Annotated in this window: 21 protein-coding genes; 5 read left to right on the top strand and 16 right to left on the bottom strand. The window is 30.8% G+C overall.

What is annotated here, in order from left to right; all coding sequences use genetic code 11:
* Position 1 precedes the first annotated feature (1 nt).
* Complete coding sequence (locus FRY74_RS01730; RefSeq protein WP_147097997.1) at positions 2–709, top strand: lycopene cyclase domain-containing protein; 708 nt, start codon at positions 2–4, stop codon at positions 707–709.
* 3 nt (positions 710–712) lie between these two features.
* On the opposite strand, the gene FRY74_RS01725 is transcribed toward FRY74_RS01730, so the two are convergent.
* The gene (locus tag FRY74_RS01725) at positions 713–1,573 is read right to left on the bottom strand and encodes a hypothetical protein (RefSeq protein WP_147097995.1); all 861 of its coding nucleotides are present in this window, start codon (positions 1,571–1,573) and stop codon (positions 713–715) included.
* A 71-nt stretch (positions 1,574–1,644) separates the two neighbouring features.
* Positions 1,645–1,992: a 4Fe-4S dicluster domain-containing protein gene (locus FRY74_RS01720; protein ID WP_147097994.1), complete on the bottom strand. Its 348-nt coding sequence runs from the start codon at positions 1,990–1,992 to the stop codon at positions 1,645–1,647.
* A gap of 45 nt (positions 1,993–2,037) precedes the next feature.
* Between FRY74_RS01720 and FRY74_RS01715 the strand changes: the two genes are divergently transcribed.
* Together FRY74_RS01715 and FRY74_RS01710 are read left to right on the top strand one after the other, a co-directional pair.
* Positions 2,038–3,093, top strand: coding sequence for an acyl-CoA reductase (locus FRY74_RS01715; RefSeq protein WP_147097992.1), 1,056 nt, complete (start codon positions 2,038–2,040; stop codon positions 3,091–3,093).
* Positions 3,094–3,158: 65 nt separating this feature from the next.
* Complete coding sequence (locus tag FRY74_RS01710; RefSeq protein WP_147097990.1) at positions 3,159–5,594, top strand: outer membrane beta-barrel family protein; 2,436 nt, start codon at positions 3,159–3,161, stop codon at positions 5,592–5,594.
* A gap of 49 nt (positions 5,595–5,643) precedes the next feature.
* Here the strand turns inward: FRY74_RS01710 and FRY74_RS01705 are convergent, their stop codons facing one another.
* The 6 genes from FRY74_RS01705 to FRY74_RS01680 form a co-directional block, all read right to left on the bottom strand.
* Positions 5,644–6,645, bottom strand: coding sequence for a sensor histidine kinase (locus FRY74_RS01705; protein ID WP_147097988.1), 1,002 nt, complete (start codon positions 6,643–6,645; stop codon positions 5,644–5,646).
* Positions 6,646–6,923: 278 nt separating this feature from the next.
* Positions 6,924–9,413 carry a replication restart helicase PriA gene (gene priA, locus FRY74_RS01700; RefSeq protein WP_189765241.1) on the bottom strand — a complete coding sequence of 830 codons (2,490 nt, stop codon included), beginning with the start codon at positions 9,411–9,413 and terminating at the stop codon, positions 6,924–6,926.
* A gap of 40 nt (positions 9,414–9,453) precedes the next feature.
* Positions 9,454–10,425: a 6-phosphofructokinase gene (gene pfkA, locus FRY74_RS01695; RefSeq protein WP_147097986.1), complete on the bottom strand. Its 972-nt coding sequence runs from the start codon at positions 10,423–10,425 to the stop codon at positions 9,454–9,456.
* Entirely contained in the window at positions 10,422–10,799 is a 378-nt protein-coding gene (locus tag FRY74_RS01690; protein WP_147097984.1) for a hypothetical protein, read from the bottom strand. The genes pfkA and FRY74_RS01690 overlap by 4 nt, the downstream gene beginning before the upstream one ends.
* Positions 10,800–10,877: 78 nt before the next feature.
* A complete protein-coding gene (locus tag FRY74_RS01685) occupies positions 10,878–13,010 on the bottom strand; it encodes an OmpA family protein (RefSeq protein ID WP_170227918.1) in 2,133 nt (710 codons plus the stop codon).
* Positions 13,011–13,124: 114 nt separating this feature from the next.
* Positions 13,125–14,183, bottom strand: a complete 1,059-nt coding sequence (locus tag FRY74_RS01680) for a tetratricopeptide repeat protein (RefSeq protein ID WP_147097979.1) — start codon at positions 14,181–14,183, stop codon at positions 13,125–13,127.
* A gap of 114 nt (positions 14,184–14,297) precedes the next feature.
* On the opposite strand from FRY74_RS01680, the gene prmC reads away from it, so the two are divergent.
* A complete protein-coding gene (gene prmC / locus FRY74_RS01675; protein WP_147097977.1) occupies positions 14,298–15,158 on the top strand; it encodes a peptide chain release factor N(5)-glutamine methyltransferase in 861 nt (286 codons plus the stop codon).
* Here prmC and FRY74_RS01670 read toward each other — a convergent pair.
* A complete protein-coding gene (locus FRY74_RS01670) occupies positions 15,147–16,550 on the bottom strand; it encodes an MBL fold metallo-hydrolase RNA specificity domain-containing protein (protein WP_147097975.1) in 1,404 nt (467 codons plus the stop codon). The two genes, prmC and FRY74_RS01670, sit on opposite strands and share 12 nt — an antisense overlap.
* 80 nt (positions 16,551–16,630) lie before the next feature.
* On the opposite strand from FRY74_RS01670, the gene bshB1 reads away from it, so the two are divergent.
* Positions 16,631–17,347, top strand: a complete 717-nt coding sequence (bshB1, locus tag FRY74_RS01665; protein ID WP_147097973.1) for a bacillithiol biosynthesis deacetylase BshB1 — start codon at positions 16,631–16,633, stop codon at positions 17,345–17,347.
* A gap of 2 nt (positions 17,348–17,349) precedes the next feature.
* On the opposite strand, the gene FRY74_RS01660 is transcribed toward bshB1, so the two are convergent.
* From FRY74_RS01660 to sucD, 7 genes are all read right to left on the bottom strand, one after another.
* Complete coding sequence (locus tag FRY74_RS01660) at positions 17,350–17,913, bottom strand: serine acetyltransferase (RefSeq protein WP_147097971.1); 564 nt, start codon at positions 17,911–17,913, stop codon at positions 17,350–17,352.
* Between the two features lies 1 nt (position 17,914).
* Positions 17,915–18,727: a class I SAM-dependent methyltransferase gene (locus tag FRY74_RS01655; RefSeq protein ID WP_147097969.1), complete on the bottom strand. Its 813-nt coding sequence runs from the start codon at positions 18,725–18,727 to the stop codon at positions 17,915–17,917.
* 15 nt (positions 18,728–18,742) lie between these two features.
* Complete coding sequence (locus tag FRY74_RS01650) at positions 18,743–19,996, bottom strand: oligosaccharide flippase family protein (RefSeq protein WP_147097967.1); 1,254 nt, start codon at positions 19,994–19,996, stop codon at positions 18,743–18,745.
* The gene (locus FRY74_RS01645; protein ID WP_147097965.1) at positions 19,993–21,645 is read right to left on the bottom strand and encodes an asparagine synthase-related protein; all 1,653 of its coding nucleotides are present in this window, start codon (positions 21,643–21,645) and stop codon (positions 19,993–19,995) included. The genes FRY74_RS01650 and FRY74_RS01645 overlap by 4 nt, the downstream gene beginning before the upstream one ends.
* Positions 21,646–21,647: 2 nt before the next feature.
* Complete coding sequence (locus FRY74_RS01640; RefSeq protein WP_147097963.1) at positions 21,648–22,805, bottom strand: glycosyltransferase family 4 protein; 1,158 nt, start codon at positions 22,803–22,805, stop codon at positions 21,648–21,650.
* A gap of 91 nt (positions 22,806–22,896) precedes the next feature.
* Positions 22,897–23,643, bottom strand: coding sequence for a 3-oxoacyl-[acyl-carrier-protein] reductase (gene fabG, locus FRY74_RS01635; RefSeq protein ID WP_147097961.1), 747 nt, complete (start codon positions 23,641–23,643; stop codon positions 22,897–22,899).
* Between the two features lie 61 nt (positions 23,644–23,704).
* Positions 23,705–24,583, bottom strand: coding sequence for a succinate--CoA ligase subunit alpha (sucD, locus tag FRY74_RS01630; RefSeq protein ID WP_147097959.1), 879 nt, complete (start codon positions 24,581–24,583; stop codon positions 23,705–23,707).
* Positions 24,584–24,674 lie beyond the last annotated feature (91 nt).

Here is a 24,674-nt window from a genome sequence, read left to right as displayed (position 1 = left end):
TTTGAATTACCTTTATCTTATACTCAATCTTTTTTCTTTCATCATTCCGTTTGCTTATAGTTTTGAAAAGCGGATGAGTTTTATTTCACAATGGAAAGCGATTGCGTTAGCGTTAATTTCAGTGTCGACCATATTTATTATTTGGGACGTAATTTTCACAATTAATGGCGTATGGGGTTTTAATTCAGACTATTTACTTGGAATAAACATTTTGCATTTACCAATTGAAGAATGGATGTTTTTTCTATTAATTCCTTATGCTAGTTTTTTTATCCACTATTCACTTCTCTTCTTTTTCCCAAAAACACAGTTGCCAAAGAAATCAACAAAATGGATTACATTACTTTTAATTTTATTTACTTTAATAGTTGCAATATTAAATAATGATAAAGCTTACACATTTGTAAATTATAGTTTTTTGGCTTTTACTTTAATGGTAGGGTTGCTATATGGAAAGCAATTATTGCAACGGTTTTACCTTTCATTTTTAATTATACTAATACCATTTTTTGTTATAAATGGAATTTTAACGGGAAGCTTTATTGAAAATGAAGTGGTTTGGTATAACAATGCCGAAAATTTAGGAATAAGATTGTTTACTGTTCCTATTGAAGATATCGGTTATGCGTTTAGTATGATATTTTTGAATGTTTTCTTAATCGAGAAATTTAGAAAGCTTTTTAAACTACCAGCACTAAAAACACGTTAATTCCTATTTTTTAGGATCGTTCCAAATGTCATCTTTCAAGTTACGGTTAAGTTTTGCATCGTAATTAGGAGAAAATAACCATTTTCCATTTTCAACTTTAAAAGAATCAAATCGGTCTAAAGAAGGTCCATAATATTCAAACACACCATTTAGATTAGAACTAGGTGGAGCTAAATAATCAAACACAATTATTTTTTCCGATGAGTTATATTTTAAAGACATTACAGCACTTTCAGAATAGTGAAAGACAACTCTTTTTTGAGCTTTTTTTCCTACTTTAAGAATAGATGATCCAAACCGAACTGATCCACTATTAGAAACAGTCATAACCTCAATAACTTTTTGATTAGTAAGATTTGTTCCACCATTCCAGCCTAATAAGGTATAAGTGTTTTTACCTAGTTTTTTATCATAAATAATTTTATGATACAAAGCACCATACCAGCTGTTGTTGCTTAAGGATTTGTATTCTGGTTTTATGAGTTCACTAGATTTATCTATTAATTCGATAATCTTAAATTTATCTTTACCTAGTTTTATTTGAATATAAGCGAAGTATTCATAGGTTAAATCTTTTTTTGGTAAAGTCCAATTGTAAATCTTTATTGTTTCGTTAGATTTTAAAATGCTAATAGCCTGTATTCCTTTAAAATCATAATCAAAAGAACCTTCAGTTCTGATGGTTTTTAAAAGTAAAGCTTTAAATTCTTCATTTGCCATTAATTTACTTTCATCGCTATCATTATTAATAATATCTAAACTAAGTGTGTTCAATTCTTTTTCATAATCGGCTAACGATATAGTTTGACCAAAAACAAAAAGATTTGAAATTATTAATAAAGCAAAAAGACTTTTTTTAAGCATAGGGTATAAAAATAAAAAACCGTGCAAAATATTACACGGTTTTTTGAATCTAATATTGTACCACTTTTATATTATAAGTGTAATTTATCTTTTTTAGCTAATAATTCATCTTCAGTTTCTCTTACATCTTCATCATCTACACAACAATCAACTGGACAAACAGCAGCACATTGAGGCTCATCGTGAAATCCTTTACACTCTGTACACTTATCTGCTACGATATAGTAAAAGTCCATGCTAACAGGCTCTTGAGTAGTGTCAGCATCGATTGAAGAGCCATTCATTAACTTATAATCTCCACTTACAGAAGTTCCATCACTTACTCGCCATTCATCTCCTCCTTCGTAAATTGCGTTGTTTGGACATTCTGGTTCACATGCCCCACAATTAATACATTCATCTGTTATTATAATTGCCATCGTTTTCTGTTTTAATGTTTGTAAATTTGCACACAAATGTACGAAATGAGTTTAGAAAAAAGAATAAATGCCTTTATAGAATTAGGAACTTTTTTAAAGCAATTTAAAAATAAAGTTATTAATGATTCGGTTCAAAATTTAAACGAAAAGTTTTATGATGATTTTGACTATTTAATCAAAAGACAGAAAGCTTTTAATGGCTGGTTTACTGAAGTTTTTGTGCTTGAATCTATTGACGCAATTGCTGAAATGCTAACCAAAGAAAATTTACAAGAATGGGTTTCTAACTATGAAATTAATGATTTTACCCCTAAAAATGTAGGAGTAATAATGGCAGGAAATATTCCTTTAGTTGGATTTCACGATTTTTTAAGTGTTTTAATTTCTGGTAATAATGTTATTGCTAAAACTTCATCTGAAGACAACACTTTATTGAAAAAGATTGCTGAAATTTTGATTGAAATTGATGCTGAATTGGCAACCAAAATAAAATTTGTTGAACGATTAGAAAATTTTGAGGCAGTAATTGCAACCGGTAGTAATAATACAGCTCGATATTTTGAATCGTATTTTGGAAAATACCCTAATATTATCCGAAAAAATAGAAATTCGGTTGCAGTTATTAGTCATAATGATGAAAAGGAAAATTTAAATAAATTAGGTAATGATATTTTTCAATATTATGGATTAGGATGTAGGAATGTATCAAAACTTTATGTGCCTAAGGGCTATAATTTCAATCAATTTTTTGAAGCTATATTTGAAGATTTTCAAGACATTGTTAATAATAATAAATACGCTAATAATTACGATTACAATAAAGCAGTTTATTTATTAGGAAATAATCAATTATTAGATAATAACTTTGTATTATTAAAAGAAGATGAAAGTTTTTCATCTCCAGTAGCAGTTTTACATTATGAGTATTATGAAGATATTGAAGAGTTGAAAAATCATTTACAATCTCAAAAAGAAAATATACAATGTATAGTTTCTAATGAAGCACCAATAGAATCGTTAAAATTTGGAGAAGCTCAACAACCTAAATTATGGGATTATGCAGATGGAGTGGATACAATGGCTTTTTTAACAAATTTATAAATCGATTTTAACCCTTTAGGCTATTGATTAGTCTTAACTGAATATAATTTTACATCAATTATTTAATGAAATATTTTATCACATTATTTTTTTCTTTTTTATTTTTCTTTTGTGCCTTTTCACAAAAACCAAATAAACCAAACGGCCAAGGAAAACCATCTACTACATATAAATTACTTGGCCAAATTATAGATGATAAAGGAGAACCCTTACCATACGTTGCGGTCGCTTTATTTCATGTAAAAGATTCGAGTTATGCAAAAGGAACGGCAACTGAAATGAATGGTAAATTTTCTATGGATATACCTTCAGGAAACTATTATGCTAAAATTTCTTTTTTGAGTTTTGAAGATAAAATTGTAAACAATATCCAAGTAAAAAACCAAGATCTAGATTTGAAAAAAATTCAATTAAAACCATCAATGTTAAATATAGATGAATTTGAGTTTGTTGAAGAAAAGAAGTTGATGGAATTGGATTTGGATAAGCGTGTTTTTAATGTGGATAAAGACATTACTAATCAAGGTGCAAATGCATCCGAAATTTTAGATAATGTACCATCGGTTGCTGTTGATGTTGAAGGAAATGTAAGTTTAAGAGGAAGTGAAAATGTACGTATTTTAATTAATGGTAAGCCATCGGGTTTAACAGGAATAAGTACAGCTGATGCCTTAAAGCAATTACAAGGAAATCAAATTGAAAAAGTAGAAGTAATTACTAACCCATCATCAAGATATGATGCTGAAGGAGAAGTTGGAATTATAAATATTATTTTAAAAAGAGATAGGAGAGAGGGAATTAATGGTGTGGTAAATGTTGATGTTGGTTACCCAAGTAATTATGGTGGAGGATTTAATTTAACTTTAAAAAGTAAAAATTTTAATGTTTTTACTGGTTATGGAATAAATTATAGAAATTCACCAGGATCAAGTAAATCTATTCAAGATTTTACCTACCCAGATACTAGTTTTAGTTATACTAGCAATACAACTATGGAGCGATTAAGCCTTAACCATAATTTTAGGTTAGGTACAGAAGTTTTTCTAAACCCTTATAATTCTTTTGTGGTTTCAGGGCAATATACCTTTGGTGATGGTGATAATGAAAACGACTTAGAATATGCCGATTTCAATAATTTAGGAATCAATACTCAAAAATTAACTAGACTTGAAATTGAAGGTAAGGATAGGTCTTCTTATGATATTTCTTTTAACTACAGAAAAACATTTAAGCAAAAAGACAGGTTATTAACTTTTGATATCCAGCAATCAGAAAATATTGATAATGAGAGCTCTACAATTAGTCAAAAAAATCAATTTGATGCTTTTCAAAATTTAGAACAACGAGCATATAATGATGAAGGGGCGGTAAATTGGTTATTCCAAACAGACTATATTCATCCTATTTTTAAAGGTAAAATTGAATTTGGTTTAAAAGCAATGCTAAGAGAAGTAATTGATGATTACGGAGTAGAACAATTTAATGATACCATCAGTAATTGGGAATTTATAGAAGGGTTTAAAAACAGAGTTATTTATAATGAAAATATTTCTGCAGGTTATTTAATGTTTGGAAACAAAATGAATAAGTTTTCCTATCAGTTGGGAGTTCGAGCAGAGTATTCAGAAGTTAAATCAAATTTTGTAACAACAAACGAAGTAAACAATAGAAACTATTTAAACTTATTTCCAAGTACACATTTTTCGTATGAATTAAATAAAGACAATTCGTTGCAAGTTGGTTATAGTAGAAGAATTCAACGCCCTAGACATTGGTGGTTATTGCCATTTTTTAGTTTTAATGATTCAAGAAGTGTGTTTACAGGTAATCCAAATTTGAATCCTGAATTTACTGACTCTTATGAGATTGGGCATCTAAAATATTGGGAAAAAGGTTCTATCTTATCGAGTGTTTATTACCGATATACTACTAATGTAATTGAGCGAATTACATTTTCTGATGAAGAAGGAATTACCAGAAGATTACCTTTAAATATAGGTATTACTAATTCCTATGGAACTGAGTTTTCTGGTTCGTATAAAATGGCAAAATGGTGGGATTTAAGAGGTAGTTTTAATTTTTATAGAGAAATTACTGACGGAGAGTATGATGGAGTAGAATATAATAGTGATGCTTTAGTTTGGTCTACTCGATTAAACTCAAAATGGGCAATAAAAAAGAAGTTAAACATACAAGCATCATTTAATTATAATGCACCACAAAATTCGCCTCAAGGAAAAACACTAGCTCGTTATTCGTTAGATATTGGTGCATCGATGGATGTATTAAAAGGAAATGGAACCATAAGTTTAAATGCTAAGGATATTTTTAATACCAGAATGAGGCGTTCAATTGCATATGGAGAAAACTTTACTTCAGAGAGTGAAATGCAATGGCGATCTCGTTTTGTAAGATTAAGTTTTACGTACCGTATTAACCAGAAAAAGAAACGAGGCGATGATAAGAACTTTAATTTTGATGATGGAGGAGGAGAAGGATAGATTTTAGTGTTTCGTTTAACGTTTTGGTCAAACTGCGTTTTAATGCAGTTTAGGTTTTGTTAGGGTTAGTTATTTTTATTTTGGCCCGAGCTCCATTATTATTAAAGAACTGAATGTTTCCGTTTAATTGATCTACCAAACCTTCTATTATAGATAATCCAAATGAACTAGATTGTTTTATTGACTTCAGAGATTCTTCAGAATAACCAAGTCCATTGTCTGAGTATTCAATAACTAACTCATTGCTTTCTTCTTGAATTTCCATTTGAATATTTTTGAATTTAACATTACCAAAAGCATGCTTCAAGGAATTGTTAATCAATTCAGTTACAATTAAGCCAAGAGGTATTAGAAAGTCAATTTTGTTTTCTAATTCATCACAAATTATCTTATAGTCAATATCACCAACATTTAAAATGGTTAGAAATATTTGGTGGAAATATTTTTTTATGGAGATTTTGTCTAATCTATCTGATTTATATATCGCTTCATAAGCTGTAGCTATTGAACTTATAGAATCTTCAATTTCGGAAGTGCTTATTTTTCCATCTTGATCTTTTAGTCTTGATAAACTTAACAAAAGTTGCAGGTTGTTTTTTACTCGATGATGAACTTCTTTTAAAAGAATATCTCTCTCGTCTAGAGCTCTTTTCAGATTTACTTCTTGTAGCTTTTCCACTGTTATGTCAATGTGGGAGCCACACATTCTTATAGGGTTGCCATCTTCGTCCCACTCGAAAACCTTACCGCGATCATGGACCCAAACCCAATGCCCATCTTTGTGACGCATTCTTGATTGAAAGTCGTAATATTCAGTTTTACCTTCAAAGTGCTCTTGAATAAGCAGGTTTGATTTTTCTAGATCTTCAGGATGTGCAAATTTCAACCAAGTTTCAATGCTCAAAGGTTTCAATTCACTAATAGTATAGCCGATGATGTTAGCCCAACGCTCATTAAAATAAGTCTCACCAGTTTGTACATTCCAATCCCATATACCAATTCTAGTGCCTTCTATTACAAGCTCATTCCTTATGTTTTTTGACCTACTCATTATAAACTATAATGCCTATTTAGGAAACGTTTTAATGTTTTTCACATTGATTTAGACGAAGTTAGCGTTTTTTAAGGATAAAGTCAATAGTAAATTATATTTATTGATTTCCTTTAGGTTGATAGAATCGATAAGATAAAACGATTTATCTCCGAATTGAGTAATAACGTTAAACGTTAGAAATAATAAAAAAATAAGAAATAGCTTTTTCATTTTAATAAATGCAATCAATTCGAATGGAAAGCTAAAATACTTAAACTTTAACAATTTTAGTTTCATTACATCGGATCAACATCAATAGTAATTTTTACCGATTTATATTCGCTAAAAGATTCGAAGTTGTTTTTGATTTCTGTAATTATTTTTCGTGTAGAAGAAATAGAACCTTCACGTTCTATTTTCAGTAACACGTTTTTGTGGTAGTAATTTTTAATACGACTAATAACAGGGAACTCAGGACCTAAAACACGACTACCAAATTTTTGTTGCAGTTGATATGTAAATTCAGATGCTCCAGCATTCAACATATCTTTATCTCTATGCTTTAAACTAAAGTGAATTAAGCGATGAAAAGGAGGGTAGTTAAATTGTTTACGTTCTATCAATTCATTGTTATACATCCCCAAGTAATCATGTTCAATTACTTGTCGAATAATTCTGTGATAAGGGTCGTAAGTCTGTATAATTACTTTTCCTCTTTTTACTTTTCTACCTGCACGTCCACTAACTTGACTCATCATTTGGTATGCACGTTCAAATGCTCTAAAATCAGGGAAGTTTAGCATGGTATCAGCATTTAATATCCCAACCAAGGTTACGTTGTTAAAATCTAAACCTTTAGTTACCATTTGTGTTCCAACTAATACATCAATATTACCTTCTTCAAAATCAGTTATTAATTGGTGATAAGCATTCTTACTTCTAGTAGAATCGGCATCCATTCGAGCTACTTTTATTTTAGGAAAATAAATGGCTAACTCTTCCTCAATTTGTTCAGTTCCAAATCCTTTTAACGTCACTCTCGTGCTTCCGCATGCTCCACAAGCATTTGGCATTTTTTTATGTTGTCCGCAATAATGACAACGTAATTGATTAGAAAACTTATGATAGGTTAAAGAAACATCACAATTATTACATTCAGGTACATGACCACATTCTTCACAAATCATAAAAGGAGCATAGCCTCTTCTATTTTGAAATAAAATAACTTGTTCTTTATTCTTAAAGGCTTCTTCCATTTGCTCCATAAGTAGTGGAGAAAAGTGAGATTTCATTTTCTTTTTTCGAGTAGCTTCTTTTATATCTGCACATAAAATTTCGGGCATTTGAACTCCACCATGTCGTTTTTTCAATTCTACCAATCCAAATTTACCTTGTTGCGCATTCCAATAGTTTTCTATTGATGGGGTAGCAGAGCCCATTAATATTTTTGCTTTATGAATGTTTGCTAAAACTATAGATGAATCTCTTGCATTGTATCTTGGAGCAGGGTCGTATTGTTTAAAAGTGTTCTCATGTTCTTCATCAACAATTACCAACCCTAAATTGCTAAATGGTAAAAACATAGCCGAACGAGCTCCCATTACAACTTGGTATTTACTTGATTTTGTTTGCTCGAAATTTAATACCTGATTCCAAACTTCAACACGTTCGTTTTCGTTAAATTTTGAATGGTAAACTCCAATTACGTCTCCAAATACTTTTTGCAATCTAATAATTAACTGTGTAGTTAATGCGATTTCTGGTAATAGATATAAAACTTGGTTTCCTTCGGCTAAAGCTTCTTGAATTAATTTGATATAGATTTCTGTTTTACCTGAGCCAGTAACTCCATGTAAAAGAACAACATCTTTTTCTTTAAAGTGATTTTTGATTTCGACAGTCGCTTTTTCTTGATCTTCGTTTAGTTGATTAAAACCAATTATTTCATTTCCGTAATCATCTAATCGATTTGCAACAACATCGTAAACTTCAAAAATATTCTTTTTAACCAATTGAGTAATAACAGATGAAGTTGCATTAACAGCCTTTTGTAGCACTATTTTGTTAACCTCTTTAGGTTGTTCTTGATAGCGTTCGCTAAGTTGTATAAACTTCATTAACAACTCTAATTGCTTAGGTGCTTTGCTTAATTCTTCAAATAGTTTTTCAAGATTTTTTTCATTGTTGGCGTTTTCGGTTAACCGAACATATTGTACAACTTTTGGTTTAAATTTTCGCTTTAATTCCTCCTCAACAATGACTACTTTTTTATCAATAAGTCCTTTTACAACTTTATGGGTATATTTTATAAAAAGTAATTCGGCTATTTCGCTTAAGCTTAATACATTTCTAATACTCAAAGCTTCGTATACTTGATATTCCTTATCGGTTAAATCTTCAAGATAATCACCTGCAAAATCAGCATTTAAAACAATTTTAGTTTCACTAGCTAATTTTAGAGCTCCAGGTAAAGCAGCACTGTAAACTTCGCCTAAGTTGCTTAGGTAATAATCGGCTATCCAATCCCAATGTTTTAATTGTTTTTGGTTTACTAATGGTTGATCATCTAAAATAGAGTCGATGTATTTTGCTTCATAAGCTTTGGGTGGTTGGTTGTGTATTTTTTTTATAAGTGCCGAATAGAGTTTTCTTCCTCTACCAAATTGTACAACAACTCGTTGTCCAACAATAACTTCATTGGTTAACTCTCTAGGAACCCTATAGGTATACAAATAGGGTATAGATAGAGGAATAATAACATCTACAAATTTAGTTTCGGTACTCATTTTTGTAAAAATAAGCTAAAAATTTAAGGCAATAATCATCTTAATAAGATAGTATTTCAGCCAAATCTAATAAATCGGTATTTAACTTTTGATGGTGTTTTATTGCTTTACTAAAAGGTGTGTATGAAATTTGATTGTTTACAACTCCAATCATTAAATTGGTTTTGTTAGCTAATAAAGCATCAACGGCAGCATTTCCTAAACGGCTTGCTAAAACTCTATCTAAAGCAGATGGGCTTCCACCTCGTTGTATATGCCCCAGTACAGTTACTCTAGCATCATAGTTTGGACATTTTTGCTTTACTTGTTCAGCTATCTCGTAAGCACCTCCAGCATCGTCACCTTCAGCAACAATAACTATCATACTATTTTTGTGGTTTTTAGTACCACTTTCGAGTTTAGCTACTAGCTCGTTAATGTAAGTTTGGGTTTCAGGAATTAAAATTGCTTCGGCACCTACTGCAATACCACTTCTTAAAGCAATAAAACCTGCATCTCTTCCCATAACTTCAACTAAAAATAAGCGGTTGTGGGAATTTGCTGTGTCTCTAATTTTATCTACAGCCTCAATAACAGTATTTAAAGCTGTATCGTAACCAATGGTATAATCTGTTCCAAACAAATCGTTATCAATAGTACCAGGCAAACCAACAAAAGGAATATTAAATTCTCTGTTAAAAATATTTGCGCCAGTAAAAGTTCCATCTCCACCTATGGCAACAATTCCATCTAATTCATGTTTTTTTATATTATCATAGGCTTGTTGTCTTCCTTTTTTGGTATGAAATTCTTTACATCTTGCACTTTTTAGAAAAGTCCCTCCTCTCTGAATAACGTTACCTACATCTTTGGAAGTTAGCAGATAAATTTCACCAGCTATTAAACCTTTATAGCCTTCATAAATACCATAAGGTTCAATATTGTTATAGAAACATGTTCTAACCACAGCTCTAATCGCTGCATTCATTCCTGGTGCATCGCCACCAGATGTAAATACGCCTATTTTTTTCATGTCAATTGATTAATTCTAGTAATTCTATTAAATGAAAAATCTTTATCTATTATAGTTAGATAGTTCATTAGCTCTAAGGTAATTCTTTTCAAGTTTTGATTATTTAAATTCAATAAATATTTATGATAAAGCAATTCTTCTAATAACTTAAAGTGAGTGATTTCGAAATTGTGATTTTTAATTAATTCTTCGATACTTGAATCGTTGTATTTCTCAATAAGCTGATTTAAGTTTAAGCTTAAAAAATTTTCACCAAACTCATCTATCTGTAAATCCGCTTTTTTGGGTTCATTATTTTGTTTAAGTTTTAAAACAACAGCTAAAACTTTTGAGAGTTCATCAAGGTATCGTTGGATATAATCTTTTTTAATCATGTTGATTTTTAGTTCAATAAAAAACCCTCTATTGAGGGCTTTTTTTAATTTTACTAAGTTTTCTCGTTACTTCAACAATTATTTACTTAATATTTTAAATTCTGTTCTTCTATTTTGTTGGTGAGCATCTTCTTTCTCATCATCAAATTTTAATTTAGCTATTTCAGCATCACTAATTAACAGTTTTTCTTCACCATATCCTTTAGAAACTAATCTATCCGTTCCAATTCCATTTTTAATTAAATAATCAACACAAGATTGTGCTCGTCGTTGCGATAAGTCTTGATTGTATTTATCACCACCTCTTGAATCAGTATGTGCAGAAAGCTCAATTTTAATAGTTGGATTTTCTTTTAACAATTTTGTTAAACGATCCAATTCATTTTTAGAGGCATCACGTAAAGTTGCTTTGTTGTAATCGTAAAAGATATTTTTTAATACAATTGTGCTTCCAACTTCTACTTTTTGTAAGTCAATGTTTTTCTCAACTTCTTGGTAAGCAGCAGTTTCTGGAATATTAAAATTTTCAGAGTGGAATAAATAACCATCAGCTCTTACAATTAAACCATAGTTTTTACCAGAAGGAAGTGAAACTAAGTATTTACCAGTTGTTTCATTCGATTCAAATTTTGCCAAAGTTTTGTTCTCTTCAACATCAATCAACTCTAAGCTAGATAATAATGGTTTTAAGCTTTTTGCATCACGAACAACACCTTTTAAAATGGTAATTCTTTTTGTTGCGGCATCAACTTGCTTCTCAATTACTTTTTCTCTTACTGGTTCGGCAATGTTTGCTAATAGGTTATCTTCACCACTTAATTGAGCAGGTTTTTCTGGTCCTAAGAATGTAATTTGATAGATATCTTTCTCTCCATGACCGTCAGCTTTAAATGATGAATAATATCCTCTTCTTCCAGAACCATTAATTACGAAGAAAACATCATCATCAACACTATTAATAGGGTAACCTAAATTTTCTGGAGTGCTCCAAGAACCATCGTCTTGTAAAGTCGATTTAAAAATATCATAACCTCCCATTGTTTCAAAAGCTTGAGAGCTGAAGTATAGCGTTTTACCATCAGGATGGATAAAAACACTTTCTTCATTGTATTTTGTATTTACAGTTGGTCCCAAATTTTTTGCTTCACCCCAATCTTGAGCTTCTTCATCCCAAGTTGTAACATACATATCATGCTCTCCAAAACCTCCAGGTTTATTTGAAACAAAGTATAATGTTTTGCCATCATTTGAATAACTACAAGATGATTCGTGATATTTAGTATTGATATTTTTATTTAATGCTTGTGGTTTTGACCAAGTAGAGCCAACTAATTTACATTCAAATAAATCTCCATTTCCTTTGTTACCTTTATAAATAATCATACTTTGAGCATCAGGAGAAACAGCTGAAGTTGCATCATGCTCATCTGTATTTACATTGGTTCCCATATTAGCTGGAGAAACCCATTTACCATCCACTTTACTTGTAATGTATATATCTTCATAATATGGGGTGCCATCAGGTTGTTTATCAGCACCTGTTGAGGTATTTCTTCTTGATGTAAACATCATTACAGACTCATCAGCAGAGATAATAGCCCCATATTCTGGATATTTAGAGTTAATAACTTTTCCAAAATTATCAATGAATACTCTTTCAGGTTTAGCGACTAATTTTTTTCCAACTTCACACTCTTTTATTCTTTTTTCAGTTTCTTCAACTTCTAAAGGATCCTTACCAGATAGTATTGAACGGTGTATTTTGTATTCTGCAATGGCTTTGTCAAACTCCATAGTTAATTGATATCCTTGACCTAAATAAAAATGAACATCAGCCGCTACGTTTGGATTTAATTTAATTGCTTTTTGAAAGTGAGGAATACATTCTTCTTTAAAAACAGAAGAAGCCAAATAAGCTCTACCAATACGATAATTTAATTGGGCATTATTTGGGTTGAATTTGTAAGCATCATACATTGGAGAAAGAGCTTCTGCATGATACATCTTTCTCATTCTAAAATCATCATGATTAAAATGAATGTAAGATTCAGGCATTAATTCATATGATTCATAACCCAATTCTAATTGTTGTTTCGCTATTTTAAACTCATCCTTTTTTTCTTTGAACAAACCTTTGTCAAAAGGAACATCTTGAGCAAAAGTTAAAGAGTAAATAAATAGTGCTAGGGTAAATATTATATATTTTTTCATGTGGTTATTATATTTTTTTGAGGAAACATGGAACTCGCTTTTAGTCATTCTTTTTTTTGTTAGAAACTTTATGCTTGCTCGTTTCATGAGAAAATTTTTAGTCGATATTGAGAATTAATTACAGCTTTGTTGAGAAAATAACTTGCCATTTTTTAAACCTAAAGAAGCAGCTTTTTGCCAATCTTCACAAGCTTGATCTTCTTTTCTTAACATTTCTTCAGCAATACCTCTGTTTAGGTATGCGGGAGCAAAATCTTCTTGAAGTATTAATGCTTTATTACAATCATCTACTGCGCCTTCATAATCTTCTAATTTCAATTTTGAAGCAGCTCTATTATTAAATGCTTGTGGGTAACTTGCTTTTAAACGAATAGCGTCAGAAAAATCAGCAATTGCACCTTTAAAATCACCTTTCTCGTGTTTAGCATAACCTCTATTATTGTATGCGATGTAATAATCGTTTTTTAACTCAATTGCTTTAGAGTAATTAGCAATTGCTTCATCATAATTTTTATTAATTCGTAAAGCGCTACCTAAATTGTTGTAAGAAAAATAAAGTTTTGAATCGGCAGCTACTGCTTTTTTGTAATCAGCAATTGCACCAGGAATATCATTTAACATTCTTTTTACACTGCCTCTATCATTTAAGGCGTAAGCATAGTTTGGTTTGTTTTTAACTGCATTGTCATAATCTTTTAATGCTTCTTCATATTTTTCATCCATAAAAAGCATACCACCTCTGTAATAATAAGCGTCAGCATGAGCAGGATCTATTGTTATTGCCTTTGTGAAATTGTCCATTGCCAAGTCTTTTTCATTTCTCTCGTAATGTGAACGAGCCAATAAAAAATGCGCGTTGTTTGAATCTGGATTCAGTTGAACTACCGTATTAAAATCAACAATTGCACTTGCATAATCTTTTAATTGATATTTAACAGAACCTCTATTAAATAATGCTTTTTCGAAAGAAGGAACTAAAACCAGAGCTGAATCAAAGTCAGCAATTGCTCCATTTAAGTCTTTAGCATTAAATTTTGTAATACCATTATTGTATAGCTCTTCAGCTTTTGCAATGTTTAATGCATTTTCATCGCCAACAGACACATCCTGGGCTTGAGTAAATATTGTAAGGCAAAAAAGCGTTACAAAAAATGAAATTTTTATTTTTTTCATAAGATTTATTTTTCATCAACTAAGATAGTAATAATGTTGAATTACAAAAAATAAGCCGAATTAAGTTTTCTACAAGTTAATAACAGCTTTTATCTATAATTTTACTCCATGAAAATGCCTGAAAATTCAATTAGAGCAATTAAAACTTATTTTATAAATGAGTTGAATTCTTTTTATGAGCAAAGTGAGTTAGAAAGCATGTTTTACATAACTGTAGCGCACTATTTTAATTTTGAAAAGAAAGATTTTATTCTAACACCTGATAAGCGTTTTTCTGAATCGGAACTTTTAAAAATAATTTATTGTGTTAAAGACCTAAAAAATGGTAAACCACTTGCTTACATTTTTGGAGAATGGGAGTTTTTTGGACTGCCAATTAAAGTTAACGAAAGCACTTTAATTCCAAGACCTGAAACTGAAGAGTTGGTTGATATCATTTTAAAAGAAAGCAATCAAGTAGTTGATATTTTAGATATTGGAACTGGTTCGGGATGCATTCCGATTACTTTAAAAAAACAAAACAATAATTACCAAGTTTTTGCAGTAGATGTAAGTAAAGAAGCTTTAAAAGTTGCGACTCAAAATGCACAACTAAACGAAGTTGAAGTTACTTTTTTGGAATATGATATCTTAAAAAATAGAAACTCAATATTTCAACAACAGTTTGATGTAATTGTGAGTAATCCACCCTACATTCCAGGGAGTGATAAAACAGAAATGGCTAATAATGTTTTAGATTTTGAACCTCATTTAGCATTGTTTGTGGCTAATCATGAACCTTTATTGTTTTATGATGCTATTGCTGATTTTGCAAAAATAAATTTGAAAAATAACGGAAAATTGTATTTCGAAATCCATGAAAATTATGGAAATGAAACTCTAGATTTAATAGAAAGTAAAGGTTTTTCTGATGCAAGATTGATAAAAGATATTAATGGTAAAAACCGTATCGTTTCTGCTCAATTAATCAATTAAATATTCAGAGTTTAAATCAGGAATACGAATGTTTCTAAAGCCAGCAGCTTCTAATTTTTCGCGATAATTTAATTGAACGTCATATTCACCGTGAACCAGATACATTTCTTTTATTTTCATAGGGTCTTGACAACTTAAATATGTAATCATTTCTTCATAATCACCATGAGCACTATATTCATCCATAGTCATTACATCAGCTTTTACTTCATAATCTATCCCATAAATTTTTACTTCTTTATCGCCACGGGCAATTTTATTTCCTAATGTAGAAGGAGCACAATATCCTACAACTAAAATGGTATTCTTTTTATCATTAATATTATTTTTTAAATGATGTAAAATTCTTCCAGCCTCCATCATACCCGATGCTGAGATAATTATACAAGGTTCTTTTAATTCATTCAACATTTTCGATTCTTCTACATCTCTAATGTACTTCAATCGGTTAAAACCAAAAGGATCAGAATCTACTTTCATATAATCCAATACTTTTTTGTTGTAGCACTCAGGATGATTTCGCATTATTTCGGTTGCATTTGTAGATAATGGACTATCAACAAAAACTTTAATATTTGGTAAACGTCCGTTGGTTTCCAATCTATCTAGCGCATGAACTATTTCTTGAGTTCTACCTAAGCTAAAGGCAGGTATAATTAATTTACCTTTTTTAACTACGCAAGTTTCGTGTACTACTTCCATTAATCTTCCTTCAGAATGAGAAAGATCGGCATGTAATCGATCACCATAAGTACATTCGGTAATGATGTAATCTGCTTGAGGGAAAGGCTTTGGGTTTTTAATTATTTTATGGTTTTGACGACCTATATCACCTGTATAACAAAGCTTATGTGTTTTGCCATTTTCTTTAATCTTTAAATTAATTGCTCCAGCACCAAGAATATGTCCTACCACTGTAAAGCATAAGTCAACCTCTTCGTCAATTTTAAACCATTCTTCAAATTTTACACTTTCAAATTGTAATAATGCTGTTTTAGCATCCTTTATTGTGTATAAAGGGTCAATTGGTTCAAGTCCTTTTTGTTCTCTTCTTCTATTCGTGTACCTTACATCAGACTCTTGAATGTGAGCACTGTCTACCAACATAATTTCACACAAATCTCGTGTAGCATCAGTACAATAAATTTTACCTTTAAATCCTTTTTTTACCAAATAAGGGATTGCTCCTGAATGGTCGATATGAGCATGAGATAAAATACAGTAATCAACAGCACTTGCATCAAAACCTAAATTTTTATTGTCATTCATTTCAACAGCAGCTCTACCTTGAAACAACCCGCAGTCTAACAAAATCTTTTTACCATTGAATAAGGTAATTAAATGTTTACTTCCTGTTACAGTTCTTGCTGCCCCCTTAAATTCTATTCTCATACTACGATATTTACTTTACTCAAATATAAGCAAGATTAACCCGATAAATATTAATAATTTTATGAATTAAATCAGGTATTATGAAGATTGATATTTTAGCAATAGGAGTACACCCAGATGATGTTGAATTGAGTTGTGCAGGAACAATTTTAAAGCATATTGCACAAGGTAAAACAGTTGGGATTTTAGATTTAACAATAGGAGAGCTTGGATCGCGTGGAAGTGGAGCTTTGAGATTAGTTGAAGCAGAAAACGCAGGGAAAGTGTTAGGAGTAAAGTTTAGAGAAAATATTGGTTTGGCTGATGGTTTTTTTGAAAACAATAAAGCAAGTCAATTAGAGATAATAAAAATTATTCGAAAGTATCAACCTGAAGTGGTGTTGGCTAATGCCGAAAGTGACAGACACCCAGACCACGGTAGAGCATCGAAACTAATAAGTGACGCTTGTTTTTATAGTGGGTTAATTAAAATTGAAACTGAACTAGATGGAGTAAAACAAGAAAAATGGCGACCAAAAGCTGTTTATCACTACATACAAGACCGATTTTTAAAACCTGATTTTGTGGTTAATGTAACTCCATTTGTTGACCAAAAAATAGAAGCAATAAAGTGTTTTAGTTCACAGTTTTTTGATCCAAACTCTACAGAACCACAAACACCAATTAGTGGTGAACAGTTTTTTGATTTTATAAAAGGACGCATGATGCAGTTTGGACGAGAAATAGGCGTAGATTATGCCGAAGGTTTTACTGCGGAGCGTTATATTGGTGTAGAAGATGTTATGGGGTTGAAGTAACGTTACTTTTTAAGTAACTTAAGCTTAGTTTCATCTTTTTCAATAATAAACTTATCATCTTTTCTGTAGCCCCAATTATCACCTTTTTTTTGATAAATATTATTTATAAGATTTTCTTTTTGAATAACAATTGGTTTACCAGCAAAGCAAATACTATTATCAGGTAAGTCAATTGTAACTGTTGCATTAGCACCTATTCTACAATTATTTCCTATAGTTACTTTGCCAATAATTTTAGCGCCAGCACCAATAAGACAATTATTACCAATAGTTGGGCTACCTAGCCTTGTTGAGTCTATTAGCATGTTTGAGCCTATTGTTACTTGATGATAAATTGTACAATTACTTCCTATTTTAGCATCGCCACTAATAAAAACACCATAAGTACCATGAATAAAATTTATGGGTCCTTCTATGGTATTGTTAAAAGGTAAATATGAATTTGTTTCATGTTCAAATCCTTTATTTATAAAAAAGTAGAATTTTTTAAGAAACTTAGATTTTTGGTACTTTAGCCTCAACTTATAGTAACCCCCAATTTTATTTACTATTAGTCTAAAAATCATATTATAAAATAGAATGAGTTTTCAAATTCACTTCAAATTTCTTGGTAGGAATTATCAATTTACTTTTGTCCAATTCATTATATTGTGTTGTACTGTAAATAGCACACATGGTATTCGAAACGTGGTATAAGTTTTTTCTTTTGTCTTTTGGAGTACCTTCTAATATACCTCTAAAAACATCCCAACGAACCGTTTCTGGGGTATGTGCGTAATCGTGCCATACAATTACACTGGTTTCATCTTTTATTAATTGGTAAGCCAAAGCAGTATCTCTTTTTACCGCATCGTAATGGTGGTCGCCATCAATAAAAATAACATCGCATTTACCATAATAAGGAGAAAAATCGAAGATGTTAGAATCGCCTTTTAAGTGCGTTACATTGGTTAAGTTTTTAGAGTAAAAACTTTGTTGGCTAATGTATTCTTCTCTTAATCCAATTTCACGTAATCTCTCATCTGGCAAGTTTAGGGTAAAACATTGTTTTGCCATTTCAGCAACATTAGCAACGCTTTCACCTCTCCAAGTACCAATTTCAAAATAAGTGCAATCGGTATATTTTTTTGCTAATCCTTTTAGTAAAGCTAAATCGGTAAGTAGTGAGCCACCATCTAAAAAAGAATAGGGGTTAATGGTTTCATTAAAGTTGGGCAGCACTTCAGTTAAATCTATAGTAGGAATACCTTCTTTGTATTGTGTTCCTATTTTTAAAACTTCATCTTGGTGTACATCTTCGTTATCAATAACCTTATTAATCATATAAGGTTTCTGAGCTAAAATTTTAACGGCTTGGATTAGTTTGTTAAGTTTCGACATTGAAGATAAAGCGTTCTATTCGGTTTTTAAAAATTTTAATAATGCAAATAACGATAATATTCCTGAAAACCACATTAAGAAAACTGTTGTGTAAGCAGCACCCATTACACCATAATTAATTACACAATAATAGCCTGCAACGATGTTTATTAATAAAACGATTACCGAAAAAAGTGCGTTAATTTTTGGCCAACCAATTGCCGATAATATATTTCCTAATGGGATTCTAAATAATAATGCCCCAACAACACCCACAGAAAAGATAAACATGAGGTTGTTATCGTTGCTGTATTCTTTACCAAAAATGAGTAAAATTTCTTGTGAGAAAAAGTAAAATGTACCAAGAATTCCTAAACATATTACACTCATTATTTTAAGATAATTAAGGTAATAATGCCAAATGGAACGTTTGTCTTTATCTGCTTCGTTTGTTATTTTAACAAAGTCGTTAGTTAAAATAGCAACAGGTAAAATTAATAAACTAAAAGGAATAATGTTTGAAGTTTTATATTGAGCAATTATTTCTGCATCTTTAATTAAATTACCAATTAAAATAACATCTACAGCGTATAAAAGTTGAGATAACATTCCGCCTAAACTCATGTAAAAACCATAGCTTAAAAAGCTTTTATTCGATTCTGGCGCAGTTAGATTTTTATTGTAATTCAGCAATCTTAGTTTGAAAATCAAAAACAAACTATATATTGTTGGGATAGAAATTAAACTAACAATATAGCCTAACGCTCCCCATAAATAAGTAGCACCAATTACTCCTATTAGCAAAAAGATATTGTTGTAAATGGTTATGTTTGAATATAGTTTATTGAGGTGAATTAGTCTCGAATAAATTTTTATAATTTCTAGTAACAACAAACTCACTAATTGAAAACTCAATAAGATGATGTACAAAAAAGCATCTTCCATATTGCTGCTTAACAAAGGTGTGATTGCACATAAAGCACCAATAATCAATAGCGTATATAAAAGTCCTTTTTTTAAGGTTTGGTTGAGGTAGTATTTTTTAAGTTGTTGCGATTTAGAAATAGAACCAAATCTTAATAAACCTTGATGAATACCTAAGCCTTTAAAAGGAGCAATAAACGAAATGATGGTGCTAGCATAAACTATAAAGCCATACTCAGCTTTTGGAATAAATCTAATAATATAAACAGCAATAATAAAAGTAATCAACTTAGCAAAGTAAGATGAGAAAACCACATAACCGCCTTTTCGTTGCAAAAATGATTGTATGAAATTTACGGTACTCAAGCTTTAATTTTCAGTTTTTTAATTGTGCTAAGTAAGGTTAAAACCATCGACTTTTCAATGGTATTTCCAGTCTCAAATAAGAAGCACACATCTTTTTTTAGTTCGCTGTTGCTTATACAATCGATTTGATTTTTAAAAGTATTCTCAAAAAATAAAGCAACCTCTTTATTGTTGTTGTACCAGTAGTCATAAGGATTCATACTGGTTTTATGTTGTTGGTTAGTAACAGTATAATAAGTTATCTTTACCTTTTTAGAGTACTGACTCAATTTGTTTTTCCATTGTGCATCAGGTCTAAAACCTGTTTTTTCCCATTTGTATTTAGCCACTTCTGGTCTTAATTTATTTATCCATTCTAAATAGATTTTTCCTTCTTTCTTTAAGTTAGGATGTAAGGATAAACACAACGCAATAAATTCAGGATCTAAAAACGGAGCAACTATATACGATTGATGATGAGATGAAACATAGCATCCAGCCGTAGTTACATTAAATAATCTGTTATAAAGTTTAAATGTTTCTTCTGAAGCGTATTTTGAAGTGTCAATTGGAGCTAACTTATGTTCCAATTTTTTTGACATCATTGATGAAAAATAGTTGGGTTTGCTTAAAGAAACAAAGCCACCTAAAATTGCATCGCCAATTTGTCCGGTATGTATTAATCCAGATTTTTCTCTATCTAAATTGTTAAGTGTATAGTTATAATGAGCAGATGCTAAGTAAAAAATTAAACCATCATAAATTTCTATATTTTCATCCAATTGCGTTAAGTATTCAGCATTATCTAAGGAGATAAACGAAAACTTATTATTGAGGTCGTTGCTAATTTGTTCAGCTATTTTATGGTCGTCATAATTCGATTGTGAAAAACAAAAGTTATGTGTTTGGTAACCCATTCTGTTTGCAGCCATTACATTCATTCGAGAGTCTAAACCGCCGCTTAATGTTGCAAAGTGTTCGTAACCGTATTCTTTATCTTTTTCGTATTCAAGAGTTATTAATGAAGTAAACAACTCGTCAAGTTTTTGAATGGCTTTTTTGCTGTCAGTATCAGTGGCTTTAACGAAATTAAAATCTAAATATTTCGATACTTTAAATGATGTAGGAGTGACAGTAAGTTGCTCTCCACCCAATAAACGATAAACATCTGTTGCTAATGTTTTGTTTTCAATCATACCACCAAAAGTCATTAACTCATAAGCAGCAACAACATTTAAACGGTTCTCTTTTCTAAATTGAGTTACTGTTTCTAATCGATGACTTACAATAGTACTGCTATCAAGTTGGCTATAAAATAGTTTTTGCGAACCTATATGGTTAGTAAAACAAATTAACTCTTCAGTATTCTTATTAAATATAAAACCTGAAAAATCACCTTTAAACTGCTTAAAAAACTGTTTGTCTAAATCAAACAAATGAATGATAAGAGCTGTATAATCAATTATATTATGTTGCTTTTTAAGCTGAGATAAGTTTAAAATAACACCATCAATACCAATTATAAAATCAGGCGTTTCAGTAAAGATTTTATCGTTTAAAAACTTGCTGCTCTGCTCGTAAAAAAAAGAATGGTTTTTATATGAAATCGATTTTGAATTTTCAATTGAAAATTTCGATGTGCTATTGTATATGATAGTAAAACCGTACAAAACTATTTGCTCAACAATTTAGTGTAAATAGCTAAAAACTGTTTACCAACAGCTTCATAGCTGTATATATTGATACCATTTTTTGAAATTTCTTTACAATTATAGTTTGCTAAATTATCGAGCATGTAGTTTAACTTCTCTAATAGTATTTTATTGTTTTTAGGAGGTACAACAATTCCGTTTTCATCGGTAATCATTTCTGCAGTTCCTCCAGCTTTAGATGTTAAAACAGGCATTCCAGTTACCAAAGCTTCAGAAATTACACAGGGTAAGTTTTCGTAATTGCTATACAATAAAAACAAATTGTGTGATTGCATTAATTGGGCAACTTCTTCAGTACTTTTTGCTCCCTCAATTTTAAATAAGTTCTCTTGGATACCAATTTTTAATGCGTATTGATTAAAAAAATGATAATCGCCATTTCCAGCAATGGTAATAAAAAAGTCGTTTCTAGTTTTGCTTAGTTCTTTTATGGTATCTAAAATTCCCGTTATATTTTTATGCTCGTCTTTTAAATTAGAGATGTGTAATATCTTATTTTCTGCAGAATGTTCTTTGAAAGTAAAGGTATTTGTGTTTACCACATTTGGAACAATTTGATAATTAAGGTTTGCTGTTAATTTTTGTAAAGCCTGTTTCAAATCTTCAGAAACGGGACATAAAACATCGGCATTGTCTAATGTTTTTTGAACAATCTTTTTTGTGATGGTTCCTAATTGTGTTGGTGTGTTTTCTAATAACGCTGTCCAGTTTTCACTAATTATGAAAGGAATATTGAACTTCTTTTTAAGATATAATGCAAAACTACCAGCAGGGAAAACAACATTTAAATGGGTGATATCTATATGTCTTACTTTTTCTAAGATGGTTTTATACCCTAATAAATGTGCCTCTTGTCTTCTTTTTAATTTTTGAAACTGATGAATAGGAGAGTTGCTATTAATCTTTCTATAATAAACAATCACTTCATAAACATTATTGTTTTCTGCTGTATCGATTTTAAATTTTTCGTCTTGATTATGAGCAATAATATGCAAAACAGAAACATTACAAAACTTTGATACTGCTTGAGCATGCTTCTGGATGAAGTTGCCATTAAATGGTAACAGGTTATTTGGGTACCAAGATGCAAGAAATAGTATGTTTAGTTTTTTGCTCATTTATAGCTAAGGTATTAAGAAAAACTGACTTGTATAAACAAAAACTGCCTTAATAAATTAAGGCAGTTTTTAGAATAAATATTTTTGTTTATCAAGTTTGCATTCCACCACAAACATTTAATGTTTGTCCGGTAATGTATTGCGATAAATCAGAAGCCAAGAATAATGCAGCGTTAGCAACATCTTCTGGTGTTCCACCTCTTTTCATTGGTATATCATTAATCCAACCAGCCTTAACTGTTTCGTCTAATTCGGCAGTCATTTCAGTTTCAATAAAACCAGGGCAAATAGCATTACAGCGAATATTTCTTGACCCAATTTCTTGAGCTATAGATTTAGTAAACCCAATTGCACCAGCTTTAGAAGCAGCATAATTAGATTGACCAGCATTTCCTTCAATACCAACAACTGAACTCATGTTTATAATAGAACCAGAACGTTGTTTTAATAATGTTTTTAAAGCAGCTTTTGTAATGTTAAAAACAGACTTTAAGTTAACATTCATAACCTCGTCCCAATTTTCTTCACTCATACGCATCAATAAACCATCGCGAGTAATACCAGCGTTATTTACAATCGCATCAATTCTACCAAATTCTTCAACTACATCATTGATGAATTTTTCAGCAGCATTATAATCAGCAGCATTTGATTTGTAACCTTTTGCTTTAATTCCATATGCGTTTAACTCTTGTTCAAACACTCTTGCTTTTTCATCTGAAGAAACATAAGTAAAAGCAATATTGGCACCATTTTTAGCGAAAACTTCAGCTACACCTTTACCAATACCTCTTGTAGCACCAGTAATAACAGCAACTTTTCCTTCTAATAATTTCATAGTTGTATGATATAAAAAAAACCTACCATAAAAAGGTAGGTTTTCAGTTTTTTATAAAAAATTACGCGTTTACTTTCATTAATTCAGCCATAGCAGCACCTATGTCAGCAGGAGAATCAACAACTGTAATACCACATTCTCTCATTATTCTTTTCTTAGCTTGAGCAGTATCATTTTCACCACCGACAATAGCACCTGCATGCCCCATTGTTCTACCAGCAGGAGCAGTTTCTCCAGCAATAAAACCAACAACTGGTTTAGTGCCATTAGCTTTAATCCATTCAGCTGCGTTAGCTTCTAAGTTACCACCTATTTCACCAATCATTACTATCCCTTCAGTTTCTGGATCGTTCATGAATAATTCAATTGCTTCTTGAGTAGTTGTTCCAATAATTGGATCACCACCAATACCAATTGCAGTAGAAATTCCTAAACCAGCTTTTACAACTTGGTCAGCAGCTTCGTAAGTTAAAGTACCTGATTTAGAAACAATACCAATATTTCCAGCTTTAAAAATAAAACCTGGCATAATACCAACTTTTGCTCCATCAGGAGTCATAACTCCAGGACAGTTAGGTCCAATTAATCTACAATCTTTATCTTTTAAATATTCCTTAACAGGAATCATATCTTTTACGGGAATACCTTCAGTAATACAGATAATTACTTTAATACCTGCATCAGCAGCTTCTAATATTGCATCTGAAGCAAAAGCAGGAGGTACAAATAAAATTGAAACATCAGCACCAGTTTCTTTTACAGCATCTTCTACAGTATTAAACACAGGTCTGTCTAAGTGTTTTTGACCACCTTTACCAGGAGTTACACCACCAACAACGTTTGTACCATATTCAATCATTTGACTAGCATGGAAAGTTCCTTCCCCACCAGTAAAACCTTGAACGATAACTTTTGAATTTTTGTTTACTAATACACTCATTATATCTTAGTATTTTATTTATTTATAAGGTTTCCCAAAAGTATAATTTTAAACCGAAAAACACAACGTGATTTTAGATTAATTCTATTCA

Source organism: Vicingus serpentipes (assembly GCF_007993035.1).
GTDB classification, from domain to species: Bacteria; Bacteroidota; Bacteroidia; order Flavobacteriales_E; family Vicingaceae; genus Vicingus; species Vicingus serpentipes.
The sequence above is the reverse complement of the archived record's forward strand: the minus strand, read 5'-3'. Positions and strand labels throughout refer to the sequence as shown.